The organism is Rhodanobacter sp. MP1X3, from assembly GCF_014207165.1.
Lineage (GTDB): Bacteria > Pseudomonadota > Gammaproteobacteria > Xanthomonadales > Rhodanobacteraceae > Rhodanobacter.
The window spans coordinates 25,441-51,892 of record NZ_JACHCO010000001.1; the positions used below are offsets into that span (position 1 = coordinate 25,441).

Genomic DNA, 26,452 nt, shown 5'->3' on the forward strand with positions numbered 1-26,452 from the left:
CGCAGAAACAACCATGCCCTTGCACAAGGTAAGACAATTGCTCTTGAATCGATGGCGGTCACTCCATCAAATCGCCCTGCTCTGGGGCAGCTCCATCATTGCGGCCGGGCTCGCCTTCCTGACCCAGCTGGTGCTCGCGCGCCACCTCGATCCGGCAACCTACGGCATCTTCGGCAGCTCCCTGGCGCTGATTACCATGCTGTCGCAGTTTTCCGGCTTCGGACTGCAGGGCTTTTGGCTGAAAGCCTTTGGTCAGGAGGGCTGGACCGCCCAGCGCTGGGTCAGCGGCTCGCTGCATTTCGTGGTGCTCAGCACAGCTATCACCTTGCTCGTGTTTGCTGCCTGGGCGCAGTTCGGACCCAACGACGACACGACCCGAATCACCTTGTTACTGATGGCGCCCAGCATCGCCGGCCTGGCGGCCATCGAGCTAACCATCAGCAAGTTGCAGCTCGAAGAACGCTACATCTTCATCTCGCTGTGGCAGATTTCCCCGCAGGCTGCGCGGCTGATCCTGATCTCGCTGGCTTTTCTGTTCGTGAGCAGCGCCCATCGATTGGCCTGGATTGCCATCATCTACACCATCGTCGCGGTGGGACTGATTGCAGTCACCATCAAGCAGATCATCGAGATGGGCGCACCGGGCTTTGACCTTCGCGGACACGGTCCACGCAGCGCAACGCCGGCTTATCTGCCGCCCACCTCTTCAACTACCGCGACGCCCACCATCGGGACGGTGGCTCGGGAAGCATGGCCGTTCGGTCTCGATGTGATCCTGTACCTGGCCTATTTGCAGATCAGCAACGTATTACTCAAATATCTCGACGGCAACGAGGCGGCGGGCCTCTACTACGCCGCGTTCAATATCATGAACGCGATCTACCTGTTGCCCATCGTGCTGTACACGAAGTTCCTGCTGTCCAAGCAGCACCGCTGGGCACGCAACGACAAACCACGGCTGCTGTCTTCGTTGAAACTGGGCTCGGCGGCCATGCTGGCGATCGGCGTTGTCGCCATGCTTTTCATCTGGCTGGTGGCGCCCTACCTGGTGCCCCTGTTGTTTGGTCACAAATACGCCAATGCCTCGAGCTTGCTTGACATCCTGGCCGTGTGCGTGCCGCTGCGCTTTCTGAGTACCAGCGTCGGCTCGGTGCTGAGCACCGGCGACCACATGCGGCATCGGGTGAAGCTGAAAACCATCTGCGCCATCGTCTGCATCGTACTCAACGTGGCGTTGATTCCTCACTACGGCACCACGGGCGCGGCGGTAGTCACCGTCATCACCGAACTGACCCTGCTGCTGCTTTTCACGGTCAGCGTACTCAGGCGCTACGATCAATTGTTCACCGATACGTCTCCCCAGGCCGCGGAAGCGCATTCATGAAAAATGTGATTTTTACCGGCTATTACGGGATGAAAAACTATGGCGACGATCTGTTCGGCGTCGTCAGTACCTACGGTGCCAGGACTTGGTGGCCGCAGTTCTCTCCCACCATTCTCGGTCCGCGCATTACCGGGCAGACTGAGCGGTTCTCCGTGCCGACTTTCATCTCCGCCGACCACTACGCCAGCGAGGGCAAGGCCGGCAAGCTGATCCGTACACTTTTCTCCACCAAGGAACTGTTGAGTGGTGGCAAGTTCGTGTTCAGCGGTGGCTCGCTGTTTTCGTCCAATCGCTCCCGCATCATGGACATGGCCGAACGCATCTCCAGGCTCAGCGGCAAGAAGTTCTCGGCGATCGGCGTGTCGATCGGGCCATTCGACTCGCGCGCATCCGAGGACGCCGTGGTCTCTTTCCTGCGTCGTTTCGAGTACATCTCGGTGCGCGACCAAGCGTCATATGCGATGTTACAGAGCTATCAGCTCGATGCGCGCATCGCCGTCGGACGTGACCTGGCTGGCCTCGCACCAGCGCTGGCGGGGCCGATGGAAAAGACCGCAAGCGAGACCAAGGTGATCGGCTACGCTCCATGCAACATCGGCGGCAAGCCCGAGACCACCCGACGCATCGACGATCTGTTCGTCGCGACCGTCAGTAAACAGCGGAATGTTCGCGTCAAGATTTTCAGCCTCAACAGCCATGCCATCCATGGTGATACCGAACGCAGTCAGTACGTAAGCGAGCGCCTGAAGGCTACCGGCGTCGCCGTGGAACGAATCGAATATGCGGAACGCGGCGTTATAGGCACCTGGCGGGATATCGCCGCCTGCGATGCCGTGGTGAGCGTGCGTCTGCATGGTGCAATCACCGCCTATCTGTGCGGCGTACCCTTCATCCTGTTCGAGTATCACAAGAAGTGCAGCGACTTTCTGGACGACATCGGCCAGCCCGGTGCGATCCGGGTTGGTACCGACGACGCGGCGCTGGCCAATGAGCTCGCCGGAGATTTCGAACACAAACTCCTGCAACTGTTCACCGATCAGTCCGCTCCGAAGTTGTCCCCGACGCAATATGCCGAGGAATCGACCCGTCACTTCACCGGCGCTCCCTGGGTCAGTCAACACCAGTCAGTCGACGCCAGCGCGACGCGGCCTGAGTCATGAACACGCATCCCATCATCCCCGCATTCCGAGCGCCGCACGTCCCTGTAAGCGTCGTCATCCCGTGCTATCGCTGCGCGGACACGATCGCGCGTGCCGTCAAGTCCATCGCCATGCAAAGCCAGCTGCCTGAGGCAGTCATTCTGATTGATGACCTGAGTGGCGACGACACCCTGGATCAGCTCTACCTGCTCCAGACGCAATACCCGCCCGGCTGGATCCAGGTGATCGCGAAGCCTCAGAACGACGGTCCTGGTGCCACCCGTAATGCGGGGTGGGATGCGGCAACGACAACCTACATCGCCTTTCTCGACGCCGACGACAGCTGGCATCCGCGCAAGATCGAATTGCAGTACCGCTTGATGACTGACAATCCGCAGCTCGCGCTCAGTGGCCACCGTGGCGGTCACATGGAGACGTCAGGTCAACCAGCGGATGAGCCTGCACTGTCATCGCAATCCGATGGTCATGCCCGTGCCGTGAGCAAGACTCGGCTGCTGCTTTTCAACGAATTCATTACCCGTTCGGTGATGTTGCGCAGAGATCTCCCGCAACGTTTCGAACCCAAGAAGAAATACTGTGAGGACTACCTGCTGTGGATGCAGATCGTCTTCGCCGGCAACAAAGCCAGCGTGCTCGAGGTGCCGCTCGCCTTTGCCTACAAGCCTGATTTCGGTGCCGGCGGGTTGAGCCAACAGGTATGGCGCATGGAGCAGGGCGAGCTGGACAGCTATCGTCGGATTTTCCGTGAGCAACATATCGGCGTATTCACGGCGGTGCCGATCTACCTGTTTTCGCTGGCCAAGTTCGCAAGGCGCTACCTGCGTTCCCGATTACGTCGATGGAACAAAAAACCGGTCGGGCCCCATCAGCCCGTACGTAGCTAAGCCTCATTCTGCGGAGCCACTACGTTGCCGACCAACCTCAGATTCAGTCCGACCAAAGCCATCGCAACACTGCTGTTGGTGTTTCTGTTCGTCCAGATTCCGCTGACTCAAAACACGGATGACAAGACGCATATCAACGTCTATCACATCCTGCTGCTGCTGCTGCCTTTCCTGTATGTCCCATCGCTGAAGCACTTCCGCATCAATACGGCCACGATCTTCATCGTGGTACTGACCATCACGACGATCTTTGCCGCGCCGGCCTATGGCGCCGGCCTGCGCTCGACCCAGCTGGTCTTTGTAGTGATGGCCTTCTTCATGGGCAGCATGTACGGCCGCAAGTTCGACGATCAGGACTGGACGAAGATCTTCTCGATCGTGTTCGTCTGCACTGTGATCTTCGTCATCCTGCGCGACATCGCTTTTGCCGGTCAGCTGGCGGCGATCTACACACGTACCGGCTATGCCGCGAACATGCTCTACCTTTCCACCGGCGGGCGTAATATCGAGGCCAGCTTGCTGGTCATGCTTTCCATCCTGCTGCTAGGCACGCGCCTCTACTTCCCTTCGATCATGCTCGCTTTGCTCACCAGCGGCATGATGCAGTCTCGCGCCGGCCTGATTGGCACCGCCATATCGCTGTGGATCTTTCTCTGGCGTACGCGCAAAAACAAACTTTATTACCTGAATCTTGCACTGGGGCTTGCTCTACTGGTGCTCATGGCCGCGCTGATCTTCACTTCGGTCGTGGATATTCCGGTGCTTGACCGCTTCAACCTGAAATCGGAGACCGAGCTCGAACAAAACGGTGTCGGACGTCTAGTCCTGTGGCACTACGCTGGCGTCGCTCTGCACAAGAACCTGCTTGGCTATGGCATCGGCAACGGGGTGCCGGTGATGGAGAAACTATCCGGCATCGCGTTCGTGGAAAACAACGTCCACAACGTCTATCTGCAGTTTCTGCTCGAAGGCGGTGTGCAGTCTCTGGCCGCTTATCTGATCATGATCGTGGCGATTCTGTTCAAACGCGCCACCACGCCGATGCAGCGCAACGTCAAGGCGTACCTGATCTGTTATCTGGTCCTCAGTACGATCCAGTTCAACGGCTCCGAGGCCTACCTTTGGTTTTTCATCGGTGCCTTTTTTGCCTTTCCCAAGTGGACCGCAGACGAAGCTCCGACTCCCGTCGATCACCCGGGGCCGGCTCAGTCGTTGCCGCTTGCTTACCAAAACGACAACCCGGCACTGATCCATTTGCAGGAGCCTCGATGAGCGATTTCCGCAAAGATTGCCAACGCTACAAATCCTTGCCCGGCTACCGAGGCATGATCTGGTGGATGCTCGACCAATCGTTCTGGGTGATCCTGACCTATCGATTGATTGCCAGCGCTCAGGGCAAATGGTTCCATGCCCCGTTGCGCCTATTCGAGAAGGTCGCCGAGTTCATTTTCAAATGCTATGTGCCGACCACGGCCAAGATCGGACCCGGTCTGGTCATCTATCACGCTTTCGGGCTGATCATTAACGGCAAGTCGGAAATCGGCGCCAATTGCACGCTCTATGCAAGGGTCTGCATCGGCAACCGCTGGCCCGGTGACGGCACGCCGATCATCGGCTCCAACGTCACCATCGGCACGGGCGCGTGCATCTTCGGGCCCGTACTCATTCCTGACAACTACACCGTGAAGGCCAATGCCGTCATCACGCCATCGACCGTACTCTTTCATTGAGGCATTCAGCATGGATGACTTAACGTCGTGTCTCGTCACCCACCCCGGCATGACTTCCACAGTCGGGCCTCTGCAGCACCGAATCAACTATCGCCCGTCAGGAAAATTTCAATACGTCCAGACAACCGCGCCCACGCCGTGAAACATCTATGGGAATTTCTATGAGCGCAAGACCGGTACGCCTGTCCATCATCATCATCACCTGGAACGAGCTGGAGAATCTCCGGCGTTGTATCGATTCGCTGCTGGACAAAGTGGATTTCGAAAAAGACGAAGTCATCGTCGTGGACAACGGCTCCAGCGATGGCAGTGCCGAACTGATGGCCCAACATCCGCAGATTCGCTATTTCCCGCTCGACCGCAACTATGGCGTCGGCCCAGCCCGCAACCGGGGCTTGTTTCTGGCCCACGGCGAGTACTGCATGACGCTGGACAACGACACCATTTTTCTAACCCAAGATCCGGGCACCATCGTTGAAGATTTCTTCAATGCTCATCCAGATACCGGCGTGGTCGGTTTCCAACTGCTCAATGTCGACCGCACCCGTCAGGACTCCACGCGCCGCTTTCCGCGCTTCTATCAACCGATCGCCGCGCGCATCGCCGCCAGTCGCAAGCTGAAATTCGTCAACGATGAACTTGAGCGTCACCTGATGACCGATGTGCGCTTCGATGAAGCCAGCGACCCGATGGAAGTGGACTACGTGCTCGGTGCCAACCAGACCTTCACCAAAAAGATCGCCACGCTGCTGATGGGCTACGACGATCAGATTTTCTTCGGGCCCGAAGATGCCGAATTCTGCGTGCGCACGCACAAACTGGGCCTGCGCAACTATTACTGCCGATCCATCTCGATCGTTCACGACTACAAGCGCAGGACGCGCAAATTCTCGAAGCTCACCATCAAGCATCTGGCCGGCTTCGCCTACATGCTCAAGAAGCATGGCGGCATTTATCGCTATTCGCTGAGTGCGCGTAGCTGACATTTTCCTTGAATCATTTTCTCTGGAGTAAAGCCAATGAACCGACGTGATTTTCTTCGTCACTCGACCATGGCCCTGGCTGTCGCTGCATCCTTCGGTATGGGTACCGGAACTTCGTTTGCCGCGGCAACCGGGGGCCGCACTTTCTACCTGGATGGTGAAGCCGGCAACGACGGCGCGCCCGGAAACAATCCGCAGCAGGCGTGGCGCAGCATCACGAAGCTCAATAGCGTCACCTTCCAGCCGGGTGATCGCATTTACTTCAAGCGCGGCAGCAGTTTTCCCGGGCAGTTCCATCCGCAAGGCTCAGGCAGCGCCAGCCAGCCGGTCGTGGTGGACAGTTACGGTAGCGGCGCGCTGCCGCACATCCATGCCTATGGCAAAGCGCAGTGCTCGGTTTACCTGCACAACGTCGAGTACTGGACGCTGCGCAATCTGCAAGTCTCCAACAAGGGTACGCAGAATCAGGGCAATCGCGCGGGCGTCTACGTGCACCACGAAGATTTCGGCGTGGCCCACGGCATCGTGCTGGACGGCCTCTACGTGCATGACGTCAACGGCTCGCCGATCAAGAAACAGGGCGCCGGTGCCGGCATCATGGTCAACGCTACCGGCAAGCAGCGCCCCAGCCGCTACGAAGGCCTGCAGATATCCAATTGCAGCGTCATCAACACGCAGCGCAACGGCATTCATTTTCTGGCCGGCGGCAGCCGCGAGGGCGGCCTTGGCCGCAACGTGATCGTGCGCGGCAACAAAATTCAGCAAGTACCGGGCGACTGCATCCTGATCATCGGCTGCGATGGCGCCCTGGTCGAGCACAACACGGTCAGCAACTGCACGGAACTACCGCCCGGCGAAGCCGCCGCCGGCATCTGGCCGTTCAACAGCGACAACACCCTTATTCAGTACAACGAGGTCAGCGGTCATCAGGCACACGCCGACGGCGAGGCGTTTGATGCTGACTTGGCCTGCAACCACACGGTGATTCAATACAACTATAGCCACGACAATATCGGTGGCCTCGCGCTGATCTGCAACATGGGCAATAAGAATCTCGGCGCCGGCAATACCGGCACCATCGTGCGTTACAACGTCAGCATCAATGATTCATTGCGCCCGTCGAACAGCGCATCGGTGCGGATAACCGGTCCGGTCGAAGGCAGCGCGATCTTCAACAACATCTTCATCATTCCACGCCGCCCCAGCGGCGACGCTGGCACCTTGTTCAAGGCCGACAACTGGCAGGGCGTGCCGAACAACACGGCGATCCACGACAACATTGTCTTCGCCGAGCAAAGCCCCGGCGTGGAACTTGGCCTGGCCCAGAAAAACGTCCTCAGCCGTAATACCGTCATGGGGCCAGACGCGGCCGCTATTCATTCCATGGTGAGCGGCCTGACAGCCATGCCGGTGCCGGCAGCGAACGGCGCGAGCGCACAGGCGGAGAACCTCGACAGGATGCTTGAGAAATATCGGACATTTCGGCCCAGCCTGGCGACTGTCGTGCATTGGGCGCAGACGTGCTTCGTCAATGGCAAGGCAATACCCAACGCCTATGCGGTGATCGAGAATACGGCTCAGATGAGCTAGCTCGTCCCGCGCACGGGCCAACGGATTGGAGATCGACACCTTGTCGGGCCGGCATGGCGCGGCGAACGCGAATTCCCTGCCATTACTGGTGCATGAAATGGGGATATCACGTGCACCGCTACATCGCCAAAAGTCCAGGCGAGAGCGGATAAACCTCGACGGCCAATACCAGCCAAGAAAGGGTGGGGCGGACAAGAGAAGTCAATCCGCAGCCGACTGGCGGCCAAAATCTTCGCTATCTGTCAACGTCACGACGATGAACAGTATGCCGCTGTCGGTCTGCGGCCGGTCACTTGGCTAATACGAAACGCTCATAGCAAGCGTTAAGGCCTTCGCCGCCAGCGACTAGTCTTCCAGCGCTCGAGCATCAAATTCGTTGCGGCTCAGTGGCACCAATGCCGACTGGCTGGTGGGTTGAAATGGGAATACCCGCCGAAATACCGCTGCCGAATTAGATCCCATTATTAAATCTCATTCCCGGAAATATCCGGATGGATACGTACGCATTAACGGCCGACCAAACACCGCTTCACGCCATTCCGGAAAGCATCCACGCTTTGTGCACTTATCTTACCTGTACTATAAAAAATCTTAAGCGTTTGAGATTTATATCACACTAATGAGTTATGAATGGCCTGAATAAGGCATGACTATCGAATCCACCAAGAGCCGTAAGTAGTACCTGCTTGCAAGTGAATCTCGGGGTAATAAGTCCCGATTTAAACATCTCTTGGAACGTCATCTGGATTGCATCTGCGTTTAATCAAGAACGGCTTGGGTTACGGCCATAAAACTGAAAGAAAAGGCACGCGCCTGCAGCGATGCGGCGCGCAAGTCGCGATGTTCGAATTCGGTTGAAAGCAAATCCATTTCGAACAATGCAATCCAAGCTGAGGAGTCAACGTGTTAGACATTACCCGCTCCTATCTCCCCAGCCTGACGAAGTACCTCAGCTATGTCGAAGGCATCTACGCGCGAGGTCATTTGACCAATAACGGCCCGCTCGTGCGTGAGCTTACCGAGCGCCTTGAGGCCTACTTTGGCATACGCAATCTGGTGTTGGTCTGCAGCGGCAGCGCTGCGCTCGATCTTGCCTATCACGCCCTGGATGTATCTGGCAGCGTAGTGACGACCCCATTTAGCTTTGTAGCCAGCAGCAGCGTTCCGGCATGGCATGGAATCGAACCGATTTTCGCGGATATCGATCCACAAAGCTGGAACTTGGATCCTGGCGAAATCGAATCAGCCATTCGGCCAGATACGACGGCGATCGCTCCGGTGCATGTCTACGGAAACCCTGCAGATGACGCGCGCATTAGCGAGATTGCCCGACGGCATGGGCTGAAAGTGATTTATGACGCCGCACACTGTTTTGGTGTGCGCAAAGGCGGGCAGAGCATTCTCGATTGGGGTGATGCCTCGGCAATCAGCTTCCATGCGACGAAGGTGTTCCACACGATCGAAGGTGGCGCGGTGGTGTTCCGCGACGACGATGCCTGCGAGCGCGCTCGCCGCATGATCAATTTCGGCATGGATGCGCATACTGGCGCCATCGTCGATGTAGGTACAAATCTGAAACTGAGTGAAATGCACGCCGCCATGGGCCTGGCCATGCTCGACGACATGGATTACGTGATCGAACGACGGCGCAGTCTGACTGATCTTTATCAGCGGAGGCTTGGCGACCACGTGCAGTGCCAGAAGGTCGAACCCGATGTGACTACCTCCGGCAGTTACATGCCACTCGCCTTCGCCGACGCGAGTACATGCGAACACGTCGTAACGTTATTGAACGATCAAGACATCAGGACTCGACGCTATTTTTTCCCGTCGCTGGACGCGAACCTGCCGTATGCCCGGTTCGGCTCGACTCGACACTCACCGCGTATTGCCCAGCGTGTGCTGTGCCTGCCGTTGTATGCCGAGTTGCTGCCCACAGACGTGGAACGGGTCTGCGCGACGATCTTGAATGCCCTGCCGACGAAAACCTACATGGCCTCGCAGAGTGACTTGCTGTCGTGTTCGGTTGCGCAATGAATGCGGGCACCTTCAAGTTACCGCATACGTCGCTGATGGAGACCACGCATTGCCGAGAAGACATCCCGGGCTCACTCCGACTAACCGTCTGCGTCATCACATACAACCAAGCACCCTACATTCGTCAGTGCCTGGACAGCATCCTGAGCCAGGATCTCGATGAGCCATTTGAAGTTCTAGTGGGAGACGATTTTTCTACCGACGGCACCCGGAAGATCATCGAGGAATATGTCGCGCAATATCCCGGTGTCGTGCGTCTGCTTCCTGGCGAACAAAACCGGGGCGCGACAGCAAATTACTTCCTTACACATGCCGAGGCCCGCGGGGAATTCGTCGCCCATATCGATGGCGATGATTACTGGTTGCCAGGAAAGCTGCGTGCTCAGCTGGATGCCATGCAGCGACATCCCGAGTGCGCCATCTGTGCTCATGATTGCCTGGTCTTCGACGAAGCAACCGGCCGTATCGAGGCAAACCATTTCTTCCGCAAGCGGCTAAAGGTAAACCCGCAGAGCGAAGCAGTGCTCGACCTTGCCTTTCTTGCAGCACACCTTCCGTTTTTTGCTCACTCGACAAAGATGTATCGCCGCTCGGCCGCCGAGGGGCTGATCTACGAAGGGCGCGAAATGATCGATTGCCACTGGCACCTGTACCACGCGGGCCGAGGATCGATCGTCTACATCAACAAAGTTCTGGGCGCGTATCGCCGGGGCGTCGGCGTAAGCCATGCCTCGCTGAGTGTGCAGGTGCCAAGCCAATACCTGCGCGATATGTTCGAGGATTCTGTTGTCTATGGCGTTGCGCTGGGCATTCCACAGGCGGCATTGAACAGATCTGCCGCGAGAACCTATGGTCGCTGGGCGGTAAAGTTCGCGCTTGCCGGGCAGATGGAAGAGTTTGCGCAATACGCCAAAAAGTCGCGCGCATCGGGAAGGATCGCCGCCTATCTCTGGATCATGGAGATACTGGCTCCGTTTCCCTTCATGTCCCGCCGACTCGCAAGGTTGGGCGTCTGGGGGCTGCGCTTCTGGAATGAGCGCGATGAGATCTGAGCCATTGGGCTGCGCCATCGTAGGACTGGGGCCGGCAGGCGCAGGTTTCTTGTTCAATGCCTTCAAGAGCGGCAAATGCGAACGTCTTGCCGCGCATGGCCTGCTCATCCTGGATGGCGCAAACAGCGTTGGCGACGGGCGGCTCGGCGAGTATCAGGTGAGCGCCAACTCGGTCAACGATGTGTTCCTGAATTGTCTCGTGGACCCTGCGTTTGGCAATATCTTCATGCCATTGCAGCAGCTGCCCGCTTATCAGCGTATGCATGCAAACCCGCAGAGTGTTTCCATGCTCCCCGAAGTGGCGGCGGTGCTTGGCGCCGCTACCGAGCTGCTCGTTGCGCACATCGAACGGACTTATGGCGTGCTCGTGCGGCGGGCGAGCCGGGTCGAATCCGTCATCCGGCGGGGAGAGCATTTTGATTTGCGCGTGCGTGCGCCGGACGGTTCACGCTACGAAGTACGCACTGCTTCAGTCGTCATGAACATCGGAGGCACCCAGACGCCGCATCTGTTGCGGGATGCGCTGAGAGAAATGAAGCTTGTTGCGCCTCAAGAGGACGAGCGGATGCTCACCTCTGACCGCGTTCTCAGCGAGCCGGTAGCCGCGCTGCGAGCGCATTTCAGTCAATTGATGCGAGATAGTCAATCGCTGGTGGTGGTGGGCGGTTCGCACAGTGCATTCTCGGTGCTGGAACGTCTGGCGGTTGAGCTGGAAGCCGTTGGGCTGAAAGAAATCGTGCTGTTGCATCGCTCACCGATCAAACTGTTTTTCGAAACCCGCGAGGCAGCACAGCAGGCGGGATATGTCTTTGACGAAGAGAGCGATGTCTGTCCTGTGTCGGGACGCATCAATCGATCAGGGGGATTACGCTATCGGGCTTTCGAGATAGGCGGTGGTGTGCTGACCGAGGGCGTGGTGCCTGGCACGCGCGTAAAGGTGCGCACGTTGCCGGTCGGCGGCGGCGATGCTGTCGCCATTGCAGATGCCCAGGGTTGCCTGAATGCCTGTGCCGGCGTTATTCAGTGCATCGGCTATCAGCCCAGTCTGCCTGAACTGCTTCGCGACGATAAAGAGCCTGTCGCCCTGCGAGAAATCCAGGGAGGTCTTGATTCAGATGCGGCCGGCTGCCCATGTGATACCGATGGCCGTCGTATCGAGGGACTGCATCTGTTTGGGCTCGGCAGCGGCTTGGCCGTGGACCCGAAGATCGGCAGTGAGGCCTCGTTCCACGGACGCATCTACGGCATCTGGCAGTTCCATCACGACGCCAGCCGGCCGGCCCTGGAGCGCGTGCTGACCAAGGCGGCGTGGCATGAGCAACTCGCCCATTCGCAGACTCTTCATCGTTACCGCCTGGGTCGGGGAAGGCGTTAGGGCGTTAGGGCGTTAGGGCGTTAGTACGTCGGCAGCATCGCTGCCTTTCACAGTGCGGTCTCCAGATGCTGCGTTCGAGTCGCGACTCTGCTTACTCTCTCAACGAGATGAAGTTGAAACAGTGTTGTTATTTATCCGTGGCATCACGGCCGAACGGGAACTGGAAGACGCGGTGGATTTGACCGACGATTTGACGGCGCCCGGACTACCATCGCCCCACATGGCGGCCGAGACACCTTTCACGTAGATCGGATCCTTGGAAAGATTGACGGTGATCACGCCGTTGTTGGTCTGTACGGTCTGACCATTGCCCATCCAGTCGTAGACGACGACGGAGCTGGCGCCCGTGTTCACGCTGACGTTGTTGCGCGGACCGTAATAGTCCCAGAGCGCCAGCGTGGTATCGGTATCGTCGGTGTTCGCATAGGCATAGCCGATCGCGGTGCTGCCCAAGCCGGTGACCGGCTGCACGCCATGATGGCCTTCGAGCAGGTAGGTCATTGCCGAATATGCAGCGGCGGAAGGCTTTGGACCTACCTTTGCCGGGTGATACCAACCGTTGGCTGGATCGAGGTTGTAGTAGAGACCGTAGTAGCCCTGCTCGGAGGGCGTTACATAGTCGGAGCCGTAAAACGAGACACCCAATTTTAAGCCCTCACCCATGAGGATCAGGTTCTCGCGGATAAGACCCTGTGCCTGACCAAGCTCCATCGATACGCAGGGTAATTCGGAGTCCGGGCATTTGGTGTTGCCGCCGAACTCGGTGGAGTACATCGGAATGTCGTGACCGATGCGATTGCTGATCTGCTGCTTGGCGATCTGAATCGACTGAGCCAGCGTGTAATAGGGGCCCGGCGGAGTTTGCGGATCCGGGTCGCTCACGGAATGACCTTGCGCGGTTTCGGATGGCCACACGGTATAGGTATGCATGGCCAGGCCATCCATGTACTGGAGCAGGTTCGCATTGAAGAAACGGGTCAATTCGAACATGCGCTGGGCATCATTCATCGCCGACGCACTGGGACCGGCCACGATGGCATGCGGATCGACGGCATGAATCAGCGGGTACGCGATCTGATAGATGCGCGTGATCTGATCGTATGTGCCCTTGTAGCGTGGCTCCCAGGTAATCTGATAAATGCGCTCGTCGTAGGTCGTATCCGGATGGAAGTCGACGAAGGCCTGCGCGGCCTCTTGGGCAAACGTGGCCCACCAGGTCACGCCCGCCGGATTGCCCTCGGTCAGCGCCGCCGTCATGAAACTCGCCGTGCTCAGGATCACCGGCAGCGGAGTGGTCTGCCAGTCTTTCGCCTGCGCATCCGGGATCGGGTACATGAACAGCGTAGGGATCTCATACAACTGCCAGAGACCGCCTTTCCAGGTGACTTTGTCGGTAGAGCCGGGGAAAGTGGGATCGGCGGTACGACGATTCAGGAACTGCCCCGGATACTGGTGTTCGCCATAGCGCCAACCGTAGTCCCAACTGGCCAATATCCAACGCACGCCCAGATTGGGTGCCAGATAGGTGATGGTATCCGGCATCTGCAGGCCGAAAAAGGTTTGGCTGGCCGGATACTGCACCCGCAAGGTGGGATCGGGCAGCACCACATAGGTCAGGTAACCACCGGGCCGCGAACGCAAGGCTGCGAGGGTCAGATTGGTGCGCATAAGATGGATGCCGGCACGGTAGAAGCCGAGCTTGCTGCTGGACACGGGTATGCACTGGTGCCAGTACAGCGCACTAGGGACGATAGGGACATACTGATCGGTGACGATCACCCCATCCGCATCTTTGATCACCATGTGCAAGGTGTCGTTGGCGGACATGCCTTGAACGGTTACACAGACGTTTGCCAGCTGACCAATGGTGTAGGTGCCATTCTTCGGATGATCGGTATCGGCATAAAAATGGATATGCGATACATCCAACTGTTGTGTGCTGCTGGTCTGTGCAGCAGTTGTCTTGGCATTGGCCATATTGTCGACGGCGTCACCGGCCTCCGGCGCCACCGACAAACCCGCAGGCATCGGTGCATGGTCGTCACCGGGGGCATGCATTTCCAGCCGGTCCCTGGGCGCTCCCGAATCATCGTCGGCTGCAGCAGCTGCTGCAGCCTGGGACTGGACCTGAGCTTGAGGGGCTGCTACCTGAGGCGAAGCAATCGCATTGCCAGTAACAGCGCATATCAGGCATATCAGGGGAGGAAGTGACCGCCTCGCCAGCGGGAGCAAGCGCATGTCATCGAATCGGGAGATCGCTCTGCTGAATCTGGCCATCTGCCATACCTCTCCGTTTCTGCAGTTCATTTGCAGTGGTGAGCCGCATCGCGACGTCCAGCTTGACGTTAGTACGATGCGCTAGCTGATTCTCGTGACTCGGTGCCGGTTTTCGACATCAGCACTGTCGTCTCGAGACAAGGTCGATCTGCCGACGCTCAATAGGCTGGCTTGGTATGCCAGTCCCAAGCGCTAGCGAGAATGTCGTCCAGACGACTGAACTCCGGCTGCCAGCCAAGCAGTTCGCGCGCGCGCTGTCCTGACGCCACCAGCGTCGGCGGGTCTCCTGGTCGGCGCGCGACCATGTCATAGCTGACCTCTTGTCCGGTGACACGCTCGGCTGCCGCAATGACTTCGCGCACGCTGAAACCTTCGCCATTACCCAGGTTGAAGATATGCGCACCTTCATGATCAAGCATGAACTCGACCGCCTTAAGGTGTGCCGAGGCCAGATCGTTGACGTGTACATAGTCACGCACACAAGTGCCGTCCCGCGTCGCGTAGTCGCTGCCAAAAACCTTCAACTCGGGTCCCTGACCAAGCAGCGAACGCAACACGTTCGGGATCAGATGCGTCTCCGGGGAATGTGCTTCGCCGATCTCTCCGGAGGGGTCCGCGCCAGCCGCATTGAAATAGCGCAGCGCCACTGAGCGCAGCCCATAAGCGTTCGCTGCATCGCTCAGGATCTTTTCGACCATCAGCTTGCTTTGCCCGTAAGGATTGATCGGAGTCGTCGGATGCTCTTCGGTAATCAACAGGGTTTGCGGATTGCCGAATACCGCGGCCGTCGACGAAAACACCAGACGGTCGACGCCGGCCGTCCGCATCGCTTCCAGCAGAACAAGCGTGCGGGCAACATTGTTGGTGTAGTAGAGATAGGGTTTGCTGACCGATTCTCCGACCAGCGAAAGAGCACAAAAGTGCATCACAGCATCGAAGCGATGCTGCGCAAACAACTGGCCAAGTGCGGTGCCATCGCCTATATCACCGATGACCAGTCCCTCTGCGGGTACCGACTCGCGGTGCCCCGTGGACAGATCATCGTAAACCACGACTTCATGCCCCTGCCTCAACAGGTAACGCACCATATGCGAACCGATGTAGCCCGCACCGCCGCAGACAAGAAATTTCAAGCGATATCCTCAAGCCAGATTCAAGATAATTGACGATTAACTGCGAGTGCGTGTCAGACCAATGCTTTGGCGCATTACCAATTTCTGGAAACGACAACGGTCAACTTGACGCACTTACCTCTTCTTTTTCCGCAGCTGTTTTCTCTGCCCCCTTCTCGCTGTGCACGAAGCCTTTGAAGATGGTGAGGAAGATGATCTTCAAGTCGAACCTTAGCGACCAGTGGTTGATGTAATAAAGGTCGTATTCGATTCGCTTGACCAGATCGGTATCGCCACGCCAGCCGTTGATCTGGGCCCAACCGGTGATACCCGCCTTCACCAGATGCTTGTGCATATAGCCCGGGATTTCCTGCTTGAACTTTTCCACGAATACCGTGCGCTCGGGACGCGGGCCGACGATCGACATGTCACCCTTGAGCACGTTGATGAACTGCGGTAACTCATCCAAGCTGGTCTGGCGAATGAAGCGACCGAAACGAGTGGTGGTCTTGCTTCCCGCGCCACCCCATTGCACCTTGCCTCGCTCCAAGTTCACCGGCATGGAGCGGAATTTCAGCATTTCAAATTCCTCACCATCCAGGCCGATGCGGCGCTGGCGGTAGAGAATCGGCCCGGGGCTGGAAAACCTGACACCGCAAGCGACCACCACGAGTACCGGGCTGATCAATAGCAGGATCATCGCGGCGATCAGCCGATCCTCGAAAGCCTTCCATATCCACGCGTAGCCCGACAGCGGGCTGGCGCGCAAGGTCATGACCGGGGTGCCGGCGAAATCGTCAATGCGGTGATTGATCAATTCGGAACCCAACGTGTCAGGTACGAACTTCACTGTGATGACGCGATCTTCAGCACAGTCCAGCATATGACTGATGGCTTTGGCGGCCTTGTTGACTGGAAGAGCGATCAGCACCTGACTCCATGCTTCCGAATCAAACACGGCATCAATGTTGTCTAGGGTGCCGACCTGCTTCAGATCGATTGGACCGGCCTGATCATAGGGAGTGGATACGTAACCGGTGATATTCATCCCCAGGCCGGGGTCGTTGCGTGAATGCTCAAGAATGCGCAGGCCGGCATCAGTGGCGCCAATCAGCAAACAGTTGCTGAGGCCCACGCCGCGCCGGGACATGTTGCGCAAAATGGCCAGGGCAACTACGCGGGTCAGCACCAGCAAAGCCATGCCAATGGTAAAGAACAACGTGACCCAGGCACGCGAATAGCTCTCGTCGATCTTGAGCATAAAGCCGAGAGCAATAACCAAACCGAAAATCGCAATCCATGATGCTGCGACGCAGCAAAAATGCGTCACCGGCCTTTCTTCCAGCGGTTGCTCATAGAGTTTTAGCGCGCCGAAAACGGCGAAGGCAGCGACGACGACCATCGCCTGCGCCCCGATGTAAGCATTGCCCATGCTCAGCGTGTGAAAACGCATCGCATAAGCGATACGGGCTGCGACAACAATGCACAGCAAGTCGGCTATGCGCAGCCCCATGTCGAGCAAGGCCTTGAAATTTGAGTAATTTGATTTAGATGGATGCATGGTCCGTACCTTCCTTTGGAATCGACTCGCGTCGATTTCCTATGGATCCCAGAAGGTACGTGCCCCCTGTGGGCACGTCGATCCATCGTTTAAATGGATCAACTCATCCAACACGCTTTCCTGACCTCAGCAATTATTTGCTCAGGCTTGGGATGGCGATAGTGAAAATAACTCAAATTTTGCGGCTTGGAAATTCATGTTGCGATGCCACAAAATTTATCCTACGCCGCAGCGAATTCGAGGGCAATCGGAATGTTTCGTACTTAGCTAATCAAATTTTCAATCGGTGATGAGGGTCACACGTTTGCATCTTTTTGCTTAACCCACAGGGAATACAGCCATCGTCCAACGAGCTGTTGAAAATTTCATTCAGGCATCACGCTCCTGGATCAAACCTGCGCCAAGGCGCAACGCAACACAGCGACCAGTCATACCGTCCGTTTTCCTTTTACGTCTGCGAATTTGCCGACTCGTGACGTCACTATTTTCTCGTATCGCAAGTCCGTTGCTGGCAACGCTCGCACGTACTGACTAGAGGCATCATGTACTCGAAAAACTTCTGCGTGATCGCTTGGCGGAGCCGACAGACATCTGCTTCTGCATAGCGTGAACAGCGCACTCGAGCTTCCTTGGATGACATCAACCATCATCGCAACTAGCTTTTCGGATGATCGTCCGGAAAGCGTTTCGCTACTGACAAAGTCAAGATCACGCACTGCTGTTGAGCGTCGAAACTGGCTACTGGCGCAAGTATTCGAATCATCCAAACATCAGAATCACCTAATGTCAGGCGCATTCACCCAGGCAACAGGGTCTGGCGTTCATGATTATGGCTCGCAGTCTTGCGGCCCACCGCCCTGGAGGTATGCATTTAGCAATCAAACATGCGTTGAACTTGGTCTACCGGGTGTTGGCATCGTCGCGACGACCCATACGGCTGATGTAATTTGCAGTATCGCCGAAGCTACTTGATCGATTGTCGCAGCACGACTGCGGGTCGAAGATCTCCGCTGATTGCAAGGGAGTTTTGCGCCCATTTCTTACCATCTTTGCACTGATTTCCAATGCACCGGCTGTTCAACTTGAAGGCTTTCTTCAAGTTGAACAGCCGGGCGTCGGAATTAAATAATCTCTACAAAGGCCGATCGCACCCATGAAGATTTTTCCGATACTAGGGGCAGTGACTTTCTGCCTCGCGCTGAATGGATGCGTTTTGTATCCGGGCCAGCACATGAACCTGCGCGCTTCTGCCGACAACAGTAATCCTGATGTCGCACACTTCAAGGTCATACCGATTACCCCCAGGCAGATCGCCGCAGACCAGGCCGCCACGCCACCACCGAGCATTCCGCCCGCGCTGATTTCCTACCAGCCCGAACCTTATCGCATCGGTCCGGGTGATTCGCTCTACATCACGGTATGGGATCACCCCGAGCTGACCTCGCCTGCAGGCGCACAGCAGCAGGCCTTGGCCAACGGCCGCCTGGTTCGTCCCGACGGTACCCTGTTCTATCCTTACGCAGGACTGCTGCAAGCCGCCGGCAAGACGGTGGAGGAACTGCGGTCCGAGCTCACACGTCGCCTGGCCAAGTATGTACCGTCGCCGCAGGTGGATCTCACCATCATCAGCTATGGCAGCCAGAAAGTGACTCTGGGTGGCGCCTTCGTGAGTGCCGCACCGCAATTCATCACGGTCACCCCGCTGACCCTCGCACAGGCCATCGGCACGGCGAATGTCAACACCACCCAAGCCGACCTGTCCAATGTGGTGTTGAGCCGAGACGGGCATGACTATCATCTGGATATGGACGCGCTGAGCGGCGTGCCGAAGGGCATGCAGGATATCTACCTCAAGGGCGGTGACCGCGTTTTCCTGTCTTACAACGACAATCACGAAGTCTATGTGGTGGGCGAAGTCGTGCAGCCGCAGGCTTTGCGTTTCAAGACAAGCACGCTGACTCTGACTCAGGCCATTGGGCGCGCGGGAGGACTCAACCAGGACACCGCCAAGGGCAAGGCTGTGTATGTGATTCGTGGGGTCAAGAACCTGCAGCAGGAACCGTCGGAAATCTATCAGCTCGACGCTTCCTCGCCGGACGCTTTTGCCATGGCCTCGCAATTCCCTGTGCGGGCAGGCGACGTGGTGTTCGTCGGCGCAGCCGGTGTCGCGCGCTGGAATCGTTTCGTAAGCCAGCTATTGCCGTTCAGCACCCTGCTGAATAACACCTCGAACACACGCCTCACCAACGAGCAGACCAATCAGCTTTGATTGGCAATGCCTCCCGCGTCAGCATGCGCGGGAGCATCGCTTGGTCCAGCGCAGCCAAGGGCTCAGGCTCTTGGCTGCGTCTAGTCTCCTGTCACGGGCCCCGAAGCGCCATGGACTAAGTAGCGATGAGCCGTGCGATCCGAGTCCAACCGGGGATATGGACCCTGAACAGCAGCGGCCGAGCGAGCCACTAGGTCAGACGCGGTGTTATGGAAAAGCCGGCTGGACAAACTGAACGCTAGAGTGCGCCCGGTTGGCGATCATCCGGGAAAGGCTTTAGGCATCTTTGATGCAGCGCACCATAGCTGGATCCGCTAACCCGGCGTCCTTTTCATCGACGCGGAAATTTGCATGCATATGTGGCTTTTAATCACCGCTTTTGGCGATTGCTCGGTATTACTTCCGGTTTTCCTGGTCACCGCGGCATGGCTCATCAGTCGTGCTGCCACGCGGCGTAACGGCCTGCTGTGGATCCTGACGGTGTTCATCTGTATCGCCGTGGTGGGTTTGTCCAAGCTGATGTACATGAGCTGGGACATCGGCATACCCGGTCTGGATTTCAGCGGCTTCAGCGGTCATACGGCCCTATCCAGCCTTATCTGGCCGTTGGTCCCGGCGCTGCTGATTCCCGAGCGAAACGTTCTGCTTCGGCGAACCGCTATCGCCTTGGGCGTGCTGCTGGCGGTTGGTGTGGCGGCATCGCGACTCGGCCTCGGTGTGCATTCGATCTCCGAAGTGATCCTCGGTGGAATGCTTGGCTTCGGCTTCACAGCAGGGTTTTTCTTCAAACTACGCAATACGACTCCGCGAAACAGCGCACCCGCCTGGCAGATCGGCATCAGCCTGCTACTGCCTTTGCTTCTATGCTACGGACATACTTTTCCCTCGCAGCAACTGCTCAAGGATATTGCGATCTCCGTCAGCGGCCACGATACCGTCTTCAACAACGCCCCCGGAACACGTTATTAGGTCAAGCCTGCAACCTCTGTTGAGGACCGGATCACTGGTGCACGTGGTGTCTTAGCTAGTGGACCTCGCTCTGGTCGGCTAAAAGAGCTTCGTACGCACCTTGGGCAGCAGCACCAGCAGCAACGTCGCGAATGGGCCGAACAGCAATGACAGCACGAACCAAAGCAGTCCGTTGCGATTTTTTCCCTGCGCCAGTGCCGCATTGATCAATGCCAGCGTGCCCCAGCCGACAAACCACGGCGCGCCATTGGCGAAAGTAAGATAGTGGTCCACTGTGGATCTCCCGAACGATTTGTGGCCCGTCGCGTTCTCGCGCCGGAAATAGCCATCCTAACAAGCATCGCATGCTGTGCCTGCCCGCGCGACCGCTCGGATCAGCAGCGCTTAATCCCCGCAAGGTATGCTGACCGCTTTGAATTGCGGACGAAAGCCCATGATGCGTGGACTGCAAAGCCTTGCCCTCTCCTGTGCGTTGTCGCTTGCCATCGCCCCGGTATTCGCCGACGGCGTCAGTAAACAAGCCGTTGCCGCAGGGCAGCCAAGCGCTGCAGCGCGGTCCCGCGACAAGGCACTGCTGGCATTCCAGCATGATCTGGTCAGCGTGCTCGCGCCGCGTGCCGATGCGCTGCCGTTGCTCGCCGCCGCCATCATCTCCCGGCCATTGACCGACCTGCCCAAGTTCAACAATTTCCACGGATTGATCAATCGCGCGACACATGCCGAAGGCGCGGCCGATATCGATGCAGCGATCAGCTGGACGCGCCTGGCCGATTGCGACAGCAAGGCCGACGCCTGCCCCAACACGTCGGCGCTGGATCAGCTGACCACGCAGGCGCCGGACAACGCGGCCGTGTGGCTGCTCAAGCTGGGCGAAGACACCCGCAACATGAAGCAGGACGCCGCGCGCGCGGATCTGGCCAAGGCCGCCAACGCCAAACTCTACGACGACTACGCCGGCACCAGTCTGAAGGCGCTCGCGAGTTCGATCGGCGTACTGCCGCCGCCAGCCAATACGTTCGACTCCAGCAACGCCAGTGGCGGCGCCGGGGTACAGGCCGTGCTCGTCTACGGCTTGGCCAGCGCCCAGCCGCAGCCGGTTCTGCAAGTGACGGCCAAACTCTGCGATAGCGCCGCCGGCGACGCCGCGATCAAGACAGACTGCCTGAAGTTGGGCAAGGTGCTCGAATGGGGTTCCAGCCCACTCGGCCGCTCGCTCGGCCTGCATCTGCGCGAAGTGCTGGCGGACGATCCCGCCCAGCAGGAAGACGCCAAGCACGCGCGGCTCAGCCTGATCTGGCAGGTACAGAACTTCGGCCAATTGCTGGGTCGTGCGCAAAATGACGCAGCCATCGCGCAGCATCTGGTGAACATTGCACGCCACGGTGGCACCGAAATGAGCGTGCTGTTGACCGCGCTGCGTGACAACAATATCCCTACCGAGGCCCCGGCCGACTGGAAGCCGCAATCGTCAAAGCAGCCACAAGGCTGAGTTAATCGCAGCGCAGCTTTGCGCCGCATCCCCAGCCGTGTAGGCTTGGCCCACCTTCCGCGGCAGGGGTCAGTCGATGCTTACGACGCTGGTGGCAAGCAGCAAAGGTGGTTGCGGCAAAAGCACGCTGGTGACCCAGCTGGCTTCGCACTGGGCGCAGGCGGGTCAGCACACCGCCATCCTCGATGCCGATCGGCAGGGTTCCAGCTTTCGCTGGGCGACCCTGCGGCCTGACAACGTACCGGGTGTCCTGGCGCTGGAGGGCGGCAAAAAATCCCTACAGAAGGTCCCGCCGGATACCCAGCAACTCTTGATCGATACGCCGGCCGGCGTCGGCGAACGCGAGCTGGAACCGTATATCGAAACGGCTAACGTACTGCTGGTGCCGGTGCTGCCGTCGTCATTCGACCTGCACGCCACGCTCGGCTTTATTGAAGAGCTGCAGAAGATCAATCGCATCCGCCGCGGCAAGCTGCCGGTTGCGCTAGTCGCCAACCGGCTCAAGCCGTGGACCCACGCCAGCCAGGACGCGGTGACCCAGCTCGCCGAACAATCCCCCTTCCCGATCGCGGCGCAGCTGCGCGACAGCCAGGCCTACGTGCTGCTGAGCGCGCTGGGCAAAGGCATCTTCGATTACCAGTCCGAGCAGGTGCGCAACCATCAGCAGGACTGGAAAGCGCTGCTGCGCTGGATCAAGCGACATCAATGAAGGATCGATCCCATGAGAGACGAACCAAGCAGGAGCTCCAGGGTCAAATGAGCGCCAGATCACCATAACCTTCGGTTGCCTGCATCCATCTGCCCGCAGCCATCCTTGCGAAGCAAGCCCGCGCGCCGACGGCGCGACATCACCTGACGGAGTCAACCATGCACGAACTTATCCTGCTGCGACATGCCGAAGCGGTCCCCATAGAAAAGGCTGGTGACGACCAGCAGCGCTCGCTGAGCGCGCGTGGCGAGCAGGAGGCCCAGGCCGCCGGACTCTGGCTGGCGGGCCATGGCGCCCATCCCGACCGCGTGCTGTGTTCGCCCAGCCGCCGCACCGACGAAACCGCGCGACTGGCGCTGGCCGCCATCAACAACGCGCCCGTTCCCCAGTTGGCCAACGAAATCTATGACGCCTCCCCGGGTGAACTGCTAGCGCTGCTCGACCAGCACGGCGATGCCGATACGGTAATGCTGGTTGGCCACAATCCCGGCATCGAGCGGTTGGTGGCGCTGCTGGTCGAAGGTCGTTCCGATGAGTTTCGCGGCATGCCACCAGGCGCGCTGGCGGTATTGCATCTCAACGGTGCGCTTGAACCAGGCAACGCTCGACTGGACGCCTTCTGGTCGCCGTGAGTCGCCCGTTCGTGCCGTCCCTGATTACTCCATCCCTGATTGCCCCTTTTTTGCTCGTCGCGCTGTTGCTCTCCGCACCAGCGGCGAGCTCGATGGACTACCGCATCAACCCGATGCGCTCGGATGCCGAATTCGGTATCCGACTGCTGTGGCTGCAAACCATCAGTGGGCACTTCACTCAGATCGCCGGTGAGGTAAAGCTCGATGACCATGGCCTGGCCACCGTCGATGCGCGCATCACCGCGGACAGCATTGTGATGAACTCCGATCGACTCCGCCGCTGGGTGATGGCGCCGGATTTTTTCGATGCCGTGCAGTACCCGACTATCCGTTTTCTGTCCCAGCCGATCACCTTCGCCATGCTTACCAGCGGCGGTGTGCTGCAAGGTCAGTTGACCCTGCGTGGGGTTACGCAACCCATGCGTTTTGAACTGCAGCCCGCCCACTGCACACTCTCGACCGAGCAGACCTGCATTATCGAAGCACGCGGTTCGCTGTCGCGCAGTGCGTTCGGCATGAACACCCATCGAACGGCCCTGTCGGATCAGGTGCAGCTGGGTCTGCTGATCGCACTTGAGCATGCTCCGAACTGAAGCACACTGCCCGTATCATGCAGGGTATGTCCCTGCGCGCGCTCACCCTGTTGAATCTGCTCCTTGCAGTCCTGCTGCTGCAGGGCTGCGTGGCGTCGAAGACGCAGATCCGTCGTGCCGATGCCGTGGTCGCGGCCACGGTCGATACGCACGTGAACTGCGATCGCGCCGACCATTGCGCCACTGCATCCCCGCTACTGGATGCAGCAACGGATGCCGTGGCGGCGTCCACACCGAAACAGCCGGTACATATCGTCAGCCTGCTCAACGACAGCGAGGCGGCAATGGTGGCGCGGCTCAGCCTGATCCGCGCGGCGCGAAGTTCGATCGACGTGCAGACCTACATCTGGGATGAAGACGATGCCGGCCAACTGGTGCTCGATGAGCTGCTGCAGGCGGCACGGCGCGGCGTAAAGGTGCGCATCCTGGCCGATCAGCTGTCCTCGTTCGACGACATGGCGCTGCTCAACCGGCTCGCGCGGATCAGCCCGAATCTTGAGGTACGGCTGTACAACCCGACCTTCCACGATGCACATACCTCACCGCTGCAATGGGCCGCGGGCATCGCCTGCTGCTTCTTCAAGTTCAACCAGCGCATGCACAACAAGGTGATCCTGGTGGACGACAGCGCCGGCATCACCGGCGGGCGCAATTACCAGAATCGCTACTTCGACTGGGATAACGACTTCGACTACGTCGACCGCGACGTGCTGGTCGGCGGCCCTGCCGCCAAGGCAATGGCCGACAGCTTCGCGTTGTTCTGGAACCACCCCCGCTCGGTGCCGCTGACGCATCTGCGCGACGTCAACCGCTATATCGTGACGCATCCCGCCGCACCGGACTGGCCGGCACCGAAATACCTGCATCCCCAGCGCGTCTATCGCGCGCAGCAGGAAGCCAGCGATGCCGACTGGCTGCGCGCGCACGTGCTGGCGGACAGCATCCAGACCGGCAACGTGGAATTCTTCAGCGACATGCCGGCAAAAACCGACAAACCGAACAAGAAAAGCGCACGCGAATTCACCCGCCATGTGATGCAGATGGTTGCCAGCGCAAAAAGCGAAGTGATTCTGCAAACGCCCTACCTGGTGATGAGCCGTCGGGCACGCAAGATTTTCGACAAGCTGCACAAGCAGACACCCGCGCCGCGCATCGTGGTAGCCACCAATTCGCTCGCCTCCACCGACGCCTTCGCGGTGTATGCGCTGTCGTACAAGCACCGCAAACCCTATCTGAAGGATTACGGTTTCGAAATCTACGAGATGAAACCCCATGCGCCCGGGCCGGCCGAAGCCAATGCGTATGCCAGCATGGAATCGCCCGAGGAAAACGCGCCGAACGGTAGCGGCGATTCATCGGATAGCGGCAGTCAAGTCGGCAGCAACGGCCAGTCGACCGGCAACGTTCCATCCAAAACCGGCAACACCAAAAGCAACAATGCCTCACGCCACTTCGTCGATACCGAAAGCCATGGTCTGCTTGGCAGTCACGGCAGCAGCAGCAGACCGGCGCCCTTGCTCAGCAGCGGCCGTCGCTTCGGTCTGCACGCCAAATCGATCGTGATCGACGATGACATCGCGATGGTCGGCTCGCACAACTTCGACCCGCGCTCGGATCACTACAACACCGAGGCCGGCGTGATCATCGTGGACCAGCGCTTTGCCACCCAGCTGCGTCAGAGCATCCTGCGCGACACGCAGCCGGAAAACGCCTGGGTGATCGCACCGCGGCAAGCGACGGTACCGCTGCTCAGTGACATCAATAACGCCATCGGCAGCATCTCGGAAGAATTGCCGCTATTCGACCTGTGGCCGTTTCGCTACGCCACCAGCTATCAGCTCAAGCCCGGCTGCCAGCCGTTGCGCGTCGGCGATCCGGGATTTTTCGCCTGCTATCAGCCTGTGGGCGATTTCCCCGACGTCGCCGTCTCGCCAAAGATGTTCTACACGCTGCTGATCACTGCATTCGGTGCCGGCGTCACAGGCATTCTCTGAGAAGCCGTTTAAAAACCTACTGCGCTCGGTATTTCGGGCACGTACGGTTTTTAAACAGCTTCTGAGAGCTTCGCCGCATGCCTCAGGGCACACTGGCCAACGGATCGTCGCGTGAGGAAAAGCGCATCGGCAAATCGGCGCTCAGACCATCGGGATGATCCGGCGGCACCGCGAAGCGCCAGTTGCGCACGCTGCGTAACGCATGTGCATCGAGCACCGCATCGCCGCTCGACTCAGCCACACTTGCTGCAGTGACACGGCCACCACCATCGACGCTGACGTGCATGACTACGCGGCCATCCAGATGGCCACGCAACTGGTCATAGGCGACGTCACGATGGATCGGCATGTCCAGCGGAACGAGCTCGGGCGGCAGAGCGGCAGACGCGGCTTGGCTTCCACGACTTTGATCCGAGGTGACGCCACTGCGCTCCATCCGTGATCGGTGAGTATGCGGTGCGTCGGCGAGCGCGCGAGCATACGGCGACGGTCGAGCAGGGTGATGCCGGGATGGCATCGGCCGCTTCACCTTCGCAACCCAAGGCATCGCCAGCGGCTCATTCGTGCTTCTGTCGCTGAGCCAATCGGTACCCGCAACGCCAACGGCCAGTGCCAGCAAGCTCAGGACGACGGTGGCGCGCAGGCGCAACAT

General features: G+C 58.7%; 22 protein-coding genes. 17 read left to right on the top strand and 5 right to left on the bottom strand.

What is annotated here, in order from left to right; genetic code table 11:
* Positions 1 to 43: 43 nt before the first annotated feature.
* The 10 genes from HDE79_RS00110 (at position 44) to HDE79_RS00155 (ending at position 12,195) form a co-directional block, all read left to right on the top strand.
* Positions 44 to 1,384 (top strand): polysaccharide biosynthesis C-terminal domain-containing protein, encoded by a 1,341-nt coding sequence (locus tag HDE79_RS00110; protein WP_184599905.1) that lies wholly within the window; start codon positions 44 to 46, stop codon positions 1,382 to 1,384.
* Positions 1,381 to 2,544: a polysaccharide pyruvyl transferase family protein gene (locus HDE79_RS00115; protein WP_184599906.1), complete on the top strand. Its 1,164-nt coding sequence runs from the start codon at positions 1,381 to 1,383 to the stop codon at positions 2,542 to 2,544. The genes HDE79_RS00110 and HDE79_RS00115 overlap by 4 nt, the downstream gene beginning before the upstream one ends.
* Complete coding sequence (locus tag HDE79_RS00120; RefSeq protein ID WP_184599907.1) at positions 2,541 to 3,428, top strand: glycosyltransferase family 2 protein; 888 nt, start codon at positions 2,541 to 2,543, stop codon at positions 3,426 to 3,428. Before HDE79_RS00115 ends, HDE79_RS00120 begins: the two co-directional genes overlap by 4 nt.
* Before the next feature lie 24 nt (positions 3,429 to 3,452).
* Entirely contained in the window at positions 3,453 to 4,700 is a 1,248-nt protein-coding gene (locus HDE79_RS00125; protein ID WP_184599908.1) for an O-antigen ligase family protein, read from the top strand.
* Positions 4,697 to 5,158, top strand: a complete 462-nt coding sequence (locus tag HDE79_RS00130; RefSeq protein WP_184599909.1) for a hypothetical protein — start codon at positions 4,697 to 4,699, stop codon at positions 5,156 to 5,158. The genes HDE79_RS00125 and HDE79_RS00130 overlap by 4 nt, the downstream gene beginning before the upstream one ends.
* A gap of 161 nt (positions 5,159 to 5,319) precedes the next feature.
* Positions 5,320 to 6,141, top strand: a complete 822-nt coding sequence (locus tag HDE79_RS00135; protein ID WP_184599910.1) for a glycosyltransferase — start codon at positions 5,320 to 5,322, stop codon at positions 6,139 to 6,141.
* A 36-nt stretch (positions 6,142 to 6,177) separates the two neighbouring features.
* On the top strand, positions 6,178 to 7,731 hold the full coding sequence (locus HDE79_RS00140; protein ID WP_184599911.1) for a right-handed parallel beta-helix repeat-containing protein: 1,554 nt from the start codon (positions 6,178 to 6,180) through the stop codon (positions 7,729 to 7,731).
* A 903-nt stretch (positions 7,732 to 8,634) separates the two neighbouring features.
* Complete coding sequence (locus HDE79_RS00145) at positions 8,635 to 9,768, top strand: DegT/DnrJ/EryC1/StrS family aminotransferase (RefSeq protein ID WP_184599912.1); 1,134 nt, start codon at positions 8,635 to 8,637, stop codon at positions 9,766 to 9,768.
* Positions 9,765 to 10,820 (top strand): glycosyltransferase, encoded by a 1,056-nt coding sequence (locus HDE79_RS00150; protein ID WP_184599913.1) that lies wholly within the window; start codon positions 9,765 to 9,767, stop codon positions 10,818 to 10,820. The genes HDE79_RS00145 and HDE79_RS00150 overlap by 4 nt, the downstream gene beginning before the upstream one ends.
* A 286-nt stretch (positions 10,821 to 11,106) precedes the next feature.
* Positions 11,107 to 12,195, top strand: a complete 1,089-nt coding sequence (locus HDE79_RS00155) for a hypothetical protein (protein ID WP_221439972.1) — start codon at positions 11,107 to 11,109, stop codon at positions 12,193 to 12,195.
* 99 nt (positions 12,196 to 12,294) lie between these two features.
* On the opposite strand, the gene HDE79_RS00160 is transcribed toward HDE79_RS00155, so the two are convergent.
* The 3 genes from HDE79_RS00160 to HDE79_RS00170 all read right to left on the bottom strand — a co-directional run bounded on the left by HDE79_RS00160 (position 12,295) and on the right by HDE79_RS00170 (position 17,145).
* Entirely contained in the window at positions 12,295 to 14,253 is a 1,959-nt protein-coding gene (locus HDE79_RS00160; RefSeq protein WP_184599915.1) for a hypothetical protein, read from the bottom strand.
* A 377-nt stretch (positions 14,254 to 14,630) separates the two neighbouring features.
* The gene (gene galE / locus HDE79_RS00165; RefSeq protein WP_184599916.1) at positions 14,631 to 15,605 is read right to left on the bottom strand and encodes a UDP-glucose 4-epimerase GalE; all 975 of its coding nucleotides are present in this window, start codon (positions 15,603 to 15,605) and stop codon (positions 14,631 to 14,633) included.
* Positions 15,606 to 15,705: 100 nt separating this feature from the next.
* Complete coding sequence (locus HDE79_RS00170) at positions 15,706 to 17,145, bottom strand: undecaprenyl-phosphate glucose phosphotransferase (RefSeq protein ID WP_184599917.1); 1,440 nt, start codon at positions 17,143 to 17,145, stop codon at positions 15,706 to 15,708.
* A 1,231-nt stretch (positions 17,146 to 18,376) separates the two neighbouring features.
* Between HDE79_RS00170 and HDE79_RS00175 the strand changes: the two genes are divergently transcribed.
* Positions 18,377 to 19,414, top strand: a complete 1,038-nt coding sequence (locus HDE79_RS00175; RefSeq protein WP_255488194.1) for a polysaccharide biosynthesis/export family protein — start codon at positions 18,377 to 18,379, stop codon at positions 19,412 to 19,414.
* 351 nt (positions 19,415 to 19,765) lie between these two features.
* Positions 19,766 to 20,383: a phosphatase PAP2 family protein gene (locus tag HDE79_RS00180; RefSeq protein ID WP_184599919.1), complete on the top strand. Its 618-nt coding sequence runs from the start codon at positions 19,766 to 19,768 to the stop codon at positions 20,381 to 20,383.
* Between the two features lie 78 nt (positions 20,384 to 20,461).
* Here HDE79_RS00180 and HDE79_RS00185 read toward each other — a convergent pair whose 3' ends face one another.
* Positions 20,462 to 20,656, bottom strand: coding sequence for an antitermination protein NusB (locus HDE79_RS00185; RefSeq protein ID WP_184599920.1), 195 nt, complete (start codon positions 20,654 to 20,656; stop codon positions 20,462 to 20,464).
* Positions 20,657 to 20,819: 163 nt separating this feature from the next.
* Here HDE79_RS00185 and HDE79_RS00190 point away from each other — a divergent pair, with 163 nt between their 5' ends.
* The 5 genes from HDE79_RS00190 to HDE79_RS00210 all read left to right on the top strand — a co-directional run bounded on the left by HDE79_RS00190 (position 20,820) and on the right by HDE79_RS00210 (position 25,800).
* The gene (locus HDE79_RS00190; protein ID WP_343205886.1) at positions 20,820 to 21,872 is read left to right on the top strand and encodes a hypothetical protein; all 1,053 of its coding nucleotides are present in this window, start codon (positions 20,820 to 20,822) and stop codon (positions 21,870 to 21,872) included.
* Positions 21,873 to 21,948: 76 nt separating this feature from the next.
* On the top strand, positions 21,949 to 22,581 hold the full coding sequence (locus HDE79_RS00195) for a ParA family protein (RefSeq protein WP_184599922.1): 633 nt from the start codon (positions 21,949 to 21,951) through the stop codon (positions 22,579 to 22,581).
* A gap of 158 nt (positions 22,582 to 22,739) precedes the next feature.
* The gene (locus tag HDE79_RS00200) at positions 22,740 to 23,213 is read left to right on the top strand and encodes a histidine phosphatase family protein (RefSeq protein WP_184599923.1); all 474 of its coding nucleotides are present in this window, start codon (positions 22,740 to 22,742) and stop codon (positions 23,211 to 23,213) included.
* Positions 23,214 to 23,305: 92 nt separating this feature from the next.
* A complete protein-coding gene (locus tag HDE79_RS00205) occupies positions 23,306 to 23,806 on the top strand; it encodes a YceI family protein (protein ID WP_184601039.1) in 501 nt (166 codons plus the stop codon).
* Positions 23,807 to 23,832: 26 nt separating this feature from the next.
* Positions 23,833 to 25,800 (top strand): phospholipase D family protein, encoded by a 1,968-nt coding sequence (locus HDE79_RS00210; RefSeq protein WP_184601040.1) that lies wholly within the window; start codon positions 23,833 to 23,835, stop codon positions 25,798 to 25,800.
* Positions 25,801 to 25,882: 82 nt separating this feature from the next.
* Here HDE79_RS00210 and HDE79_RS00215 read toward each other — a convergent pair whose 3' ends face one another.
* Positions 25,883 to 26,452, bottom strand: coding sequence for an energy transducer TonB (locus tag HDE79_RS00215; RefSeq protein ID WP_184599924.1), 570 nt, complete (start codon positions 26,450 to 26,452; stop codon positions 25,883 to 25,885).

What these genes read in the sequence shown, in the direction of transcription:
- HDE79_RS00115 (WP_184599906.1), top strand. Translation starts at nt 1,381, where the DNA reads ATGAAAAATGTGATTTTTACCGGCTATTACGGGATGAAAAACTATGGC.
- HDE79_RS00120 (WP_184599907.1), top strand. Translation starts at nt 2,541, where the DNA reads ATGAACACGCATCCCATCATCCCCGCATTCCGAGCGCCGCACGTCCCT.
- HDE79_RS00130 (WP_184599909.1), top strand. Translation starts at nt 4,697, where the DNA reads ATGAGCGATTTCCGCAAAGATTGCCAACGCTACAAATCCTTGCCCGGC.
- HDE79_RS00135 (WP_184599910.1), top strand. Translation starts at nt 5,320, where the DNA reads ATGAGCGCAAGACCGGTACGCCTGTCCATCATCATCATCACCTGGAAC.
- HDE79_RS00140 (WP_184599911.1), top strand. Translation starts at nt 6,178, where the DNA reads ATGAACCGACGTGATTTTCTTCGTCACTCGACCATGGCCCTGGCTGTC.
- HDE79_RS00150 (WP_184599913.1), top strand. Translation starts at nt 9,765, where the DNA reads ATGAATGCGGGCACCTTCAAGTTACCGCATACGTCGCTGATGGAGACC.
- HDE79_RS00155 (WP_221439972.1), top strand. Translation starts at nt 11,107, where the DNA reads ATGCTCCCCGAAGTGGCGGCGGTGCTTGGCGCCGCTACCGAGCTGCTC.
- HDE79_RS00160 (WP_184599915.1), bottom strand. Translation starts at nt 14,253, where the DNA reads ATGCATGCCCCCGGTGACGACCATGCACCGATGCCTGCGGGTTTGTCG.
- HDE79_RS00170 (WP_184599917.1), bottom strand. Translation starts at nt 17,145, where the DNA reads ATGCATCCATCTAAATCAAATTACTCAAATTTCAAGGCCTTGCTCGAC.
- HDE79_RS00175 (WP_255488194.1), top strand. Translation starts at nt 18,377, where the DNA reads ATGAACCTGCGCGCTTCTGCCGACAACAGTAATCCTGATGTCGCACAC.
- HDE79_RS00180 (WP_184599919.1), top strand. Translation starts at nt 19,766, where the DNA reads ATGCATATGTGGCTTTTAATCACCGCTTTTGGCGATTGCTCGGTATTA.
- HDE79_RS00190 (WP_343205886.1), top strand. Translation starts at nt 20,820, where the DNA reads ATGCGTGGACTGCAAAGCCTTGCCCTCTCCTGTGCGTTGTCGCTTGCC.
- HDE79_RS00195 (WP_184599922.1), top strand. Translation starts at nt 21,949, where the DNA reads ATGCTTACGACGCTGGTGGCAAGCAGCAAAGGTGGTTGCGGCAAAAGC.
- HDE79_RS00200 (WP_184599923.1), top strand. Translation starts at nt 22,740, where the DNA reads ATGCACGAACTTATCCTGCTGCGACATGCCGAAGCGGTCCCCATAGAA.
- HDE79_RS00205 (WP_184601039.1), top strand. Translation starts at nt 23,306, where the DNA reads ATGGACTACCGCATCAACCCGATGCGCTCGGATGCCGAATTCGGTATC.
- HDE79_RS00210 (WP_184601040.1), top strand. Translation starts at nt 23,833, where the DNA reads ATGTCCCTGCGCGCGCTCACCCTGTTGAATCTGCTCCTTGCAGTCCTG.
- HDE79_RS00215 (WP_184599924.1), bottom strand. Translation starts at nt 26,452, where the DNA reads ATGTTGCGCCTGCGCGCCACCGTCGTCCTGAGCTTGCTGGCACTGGCC.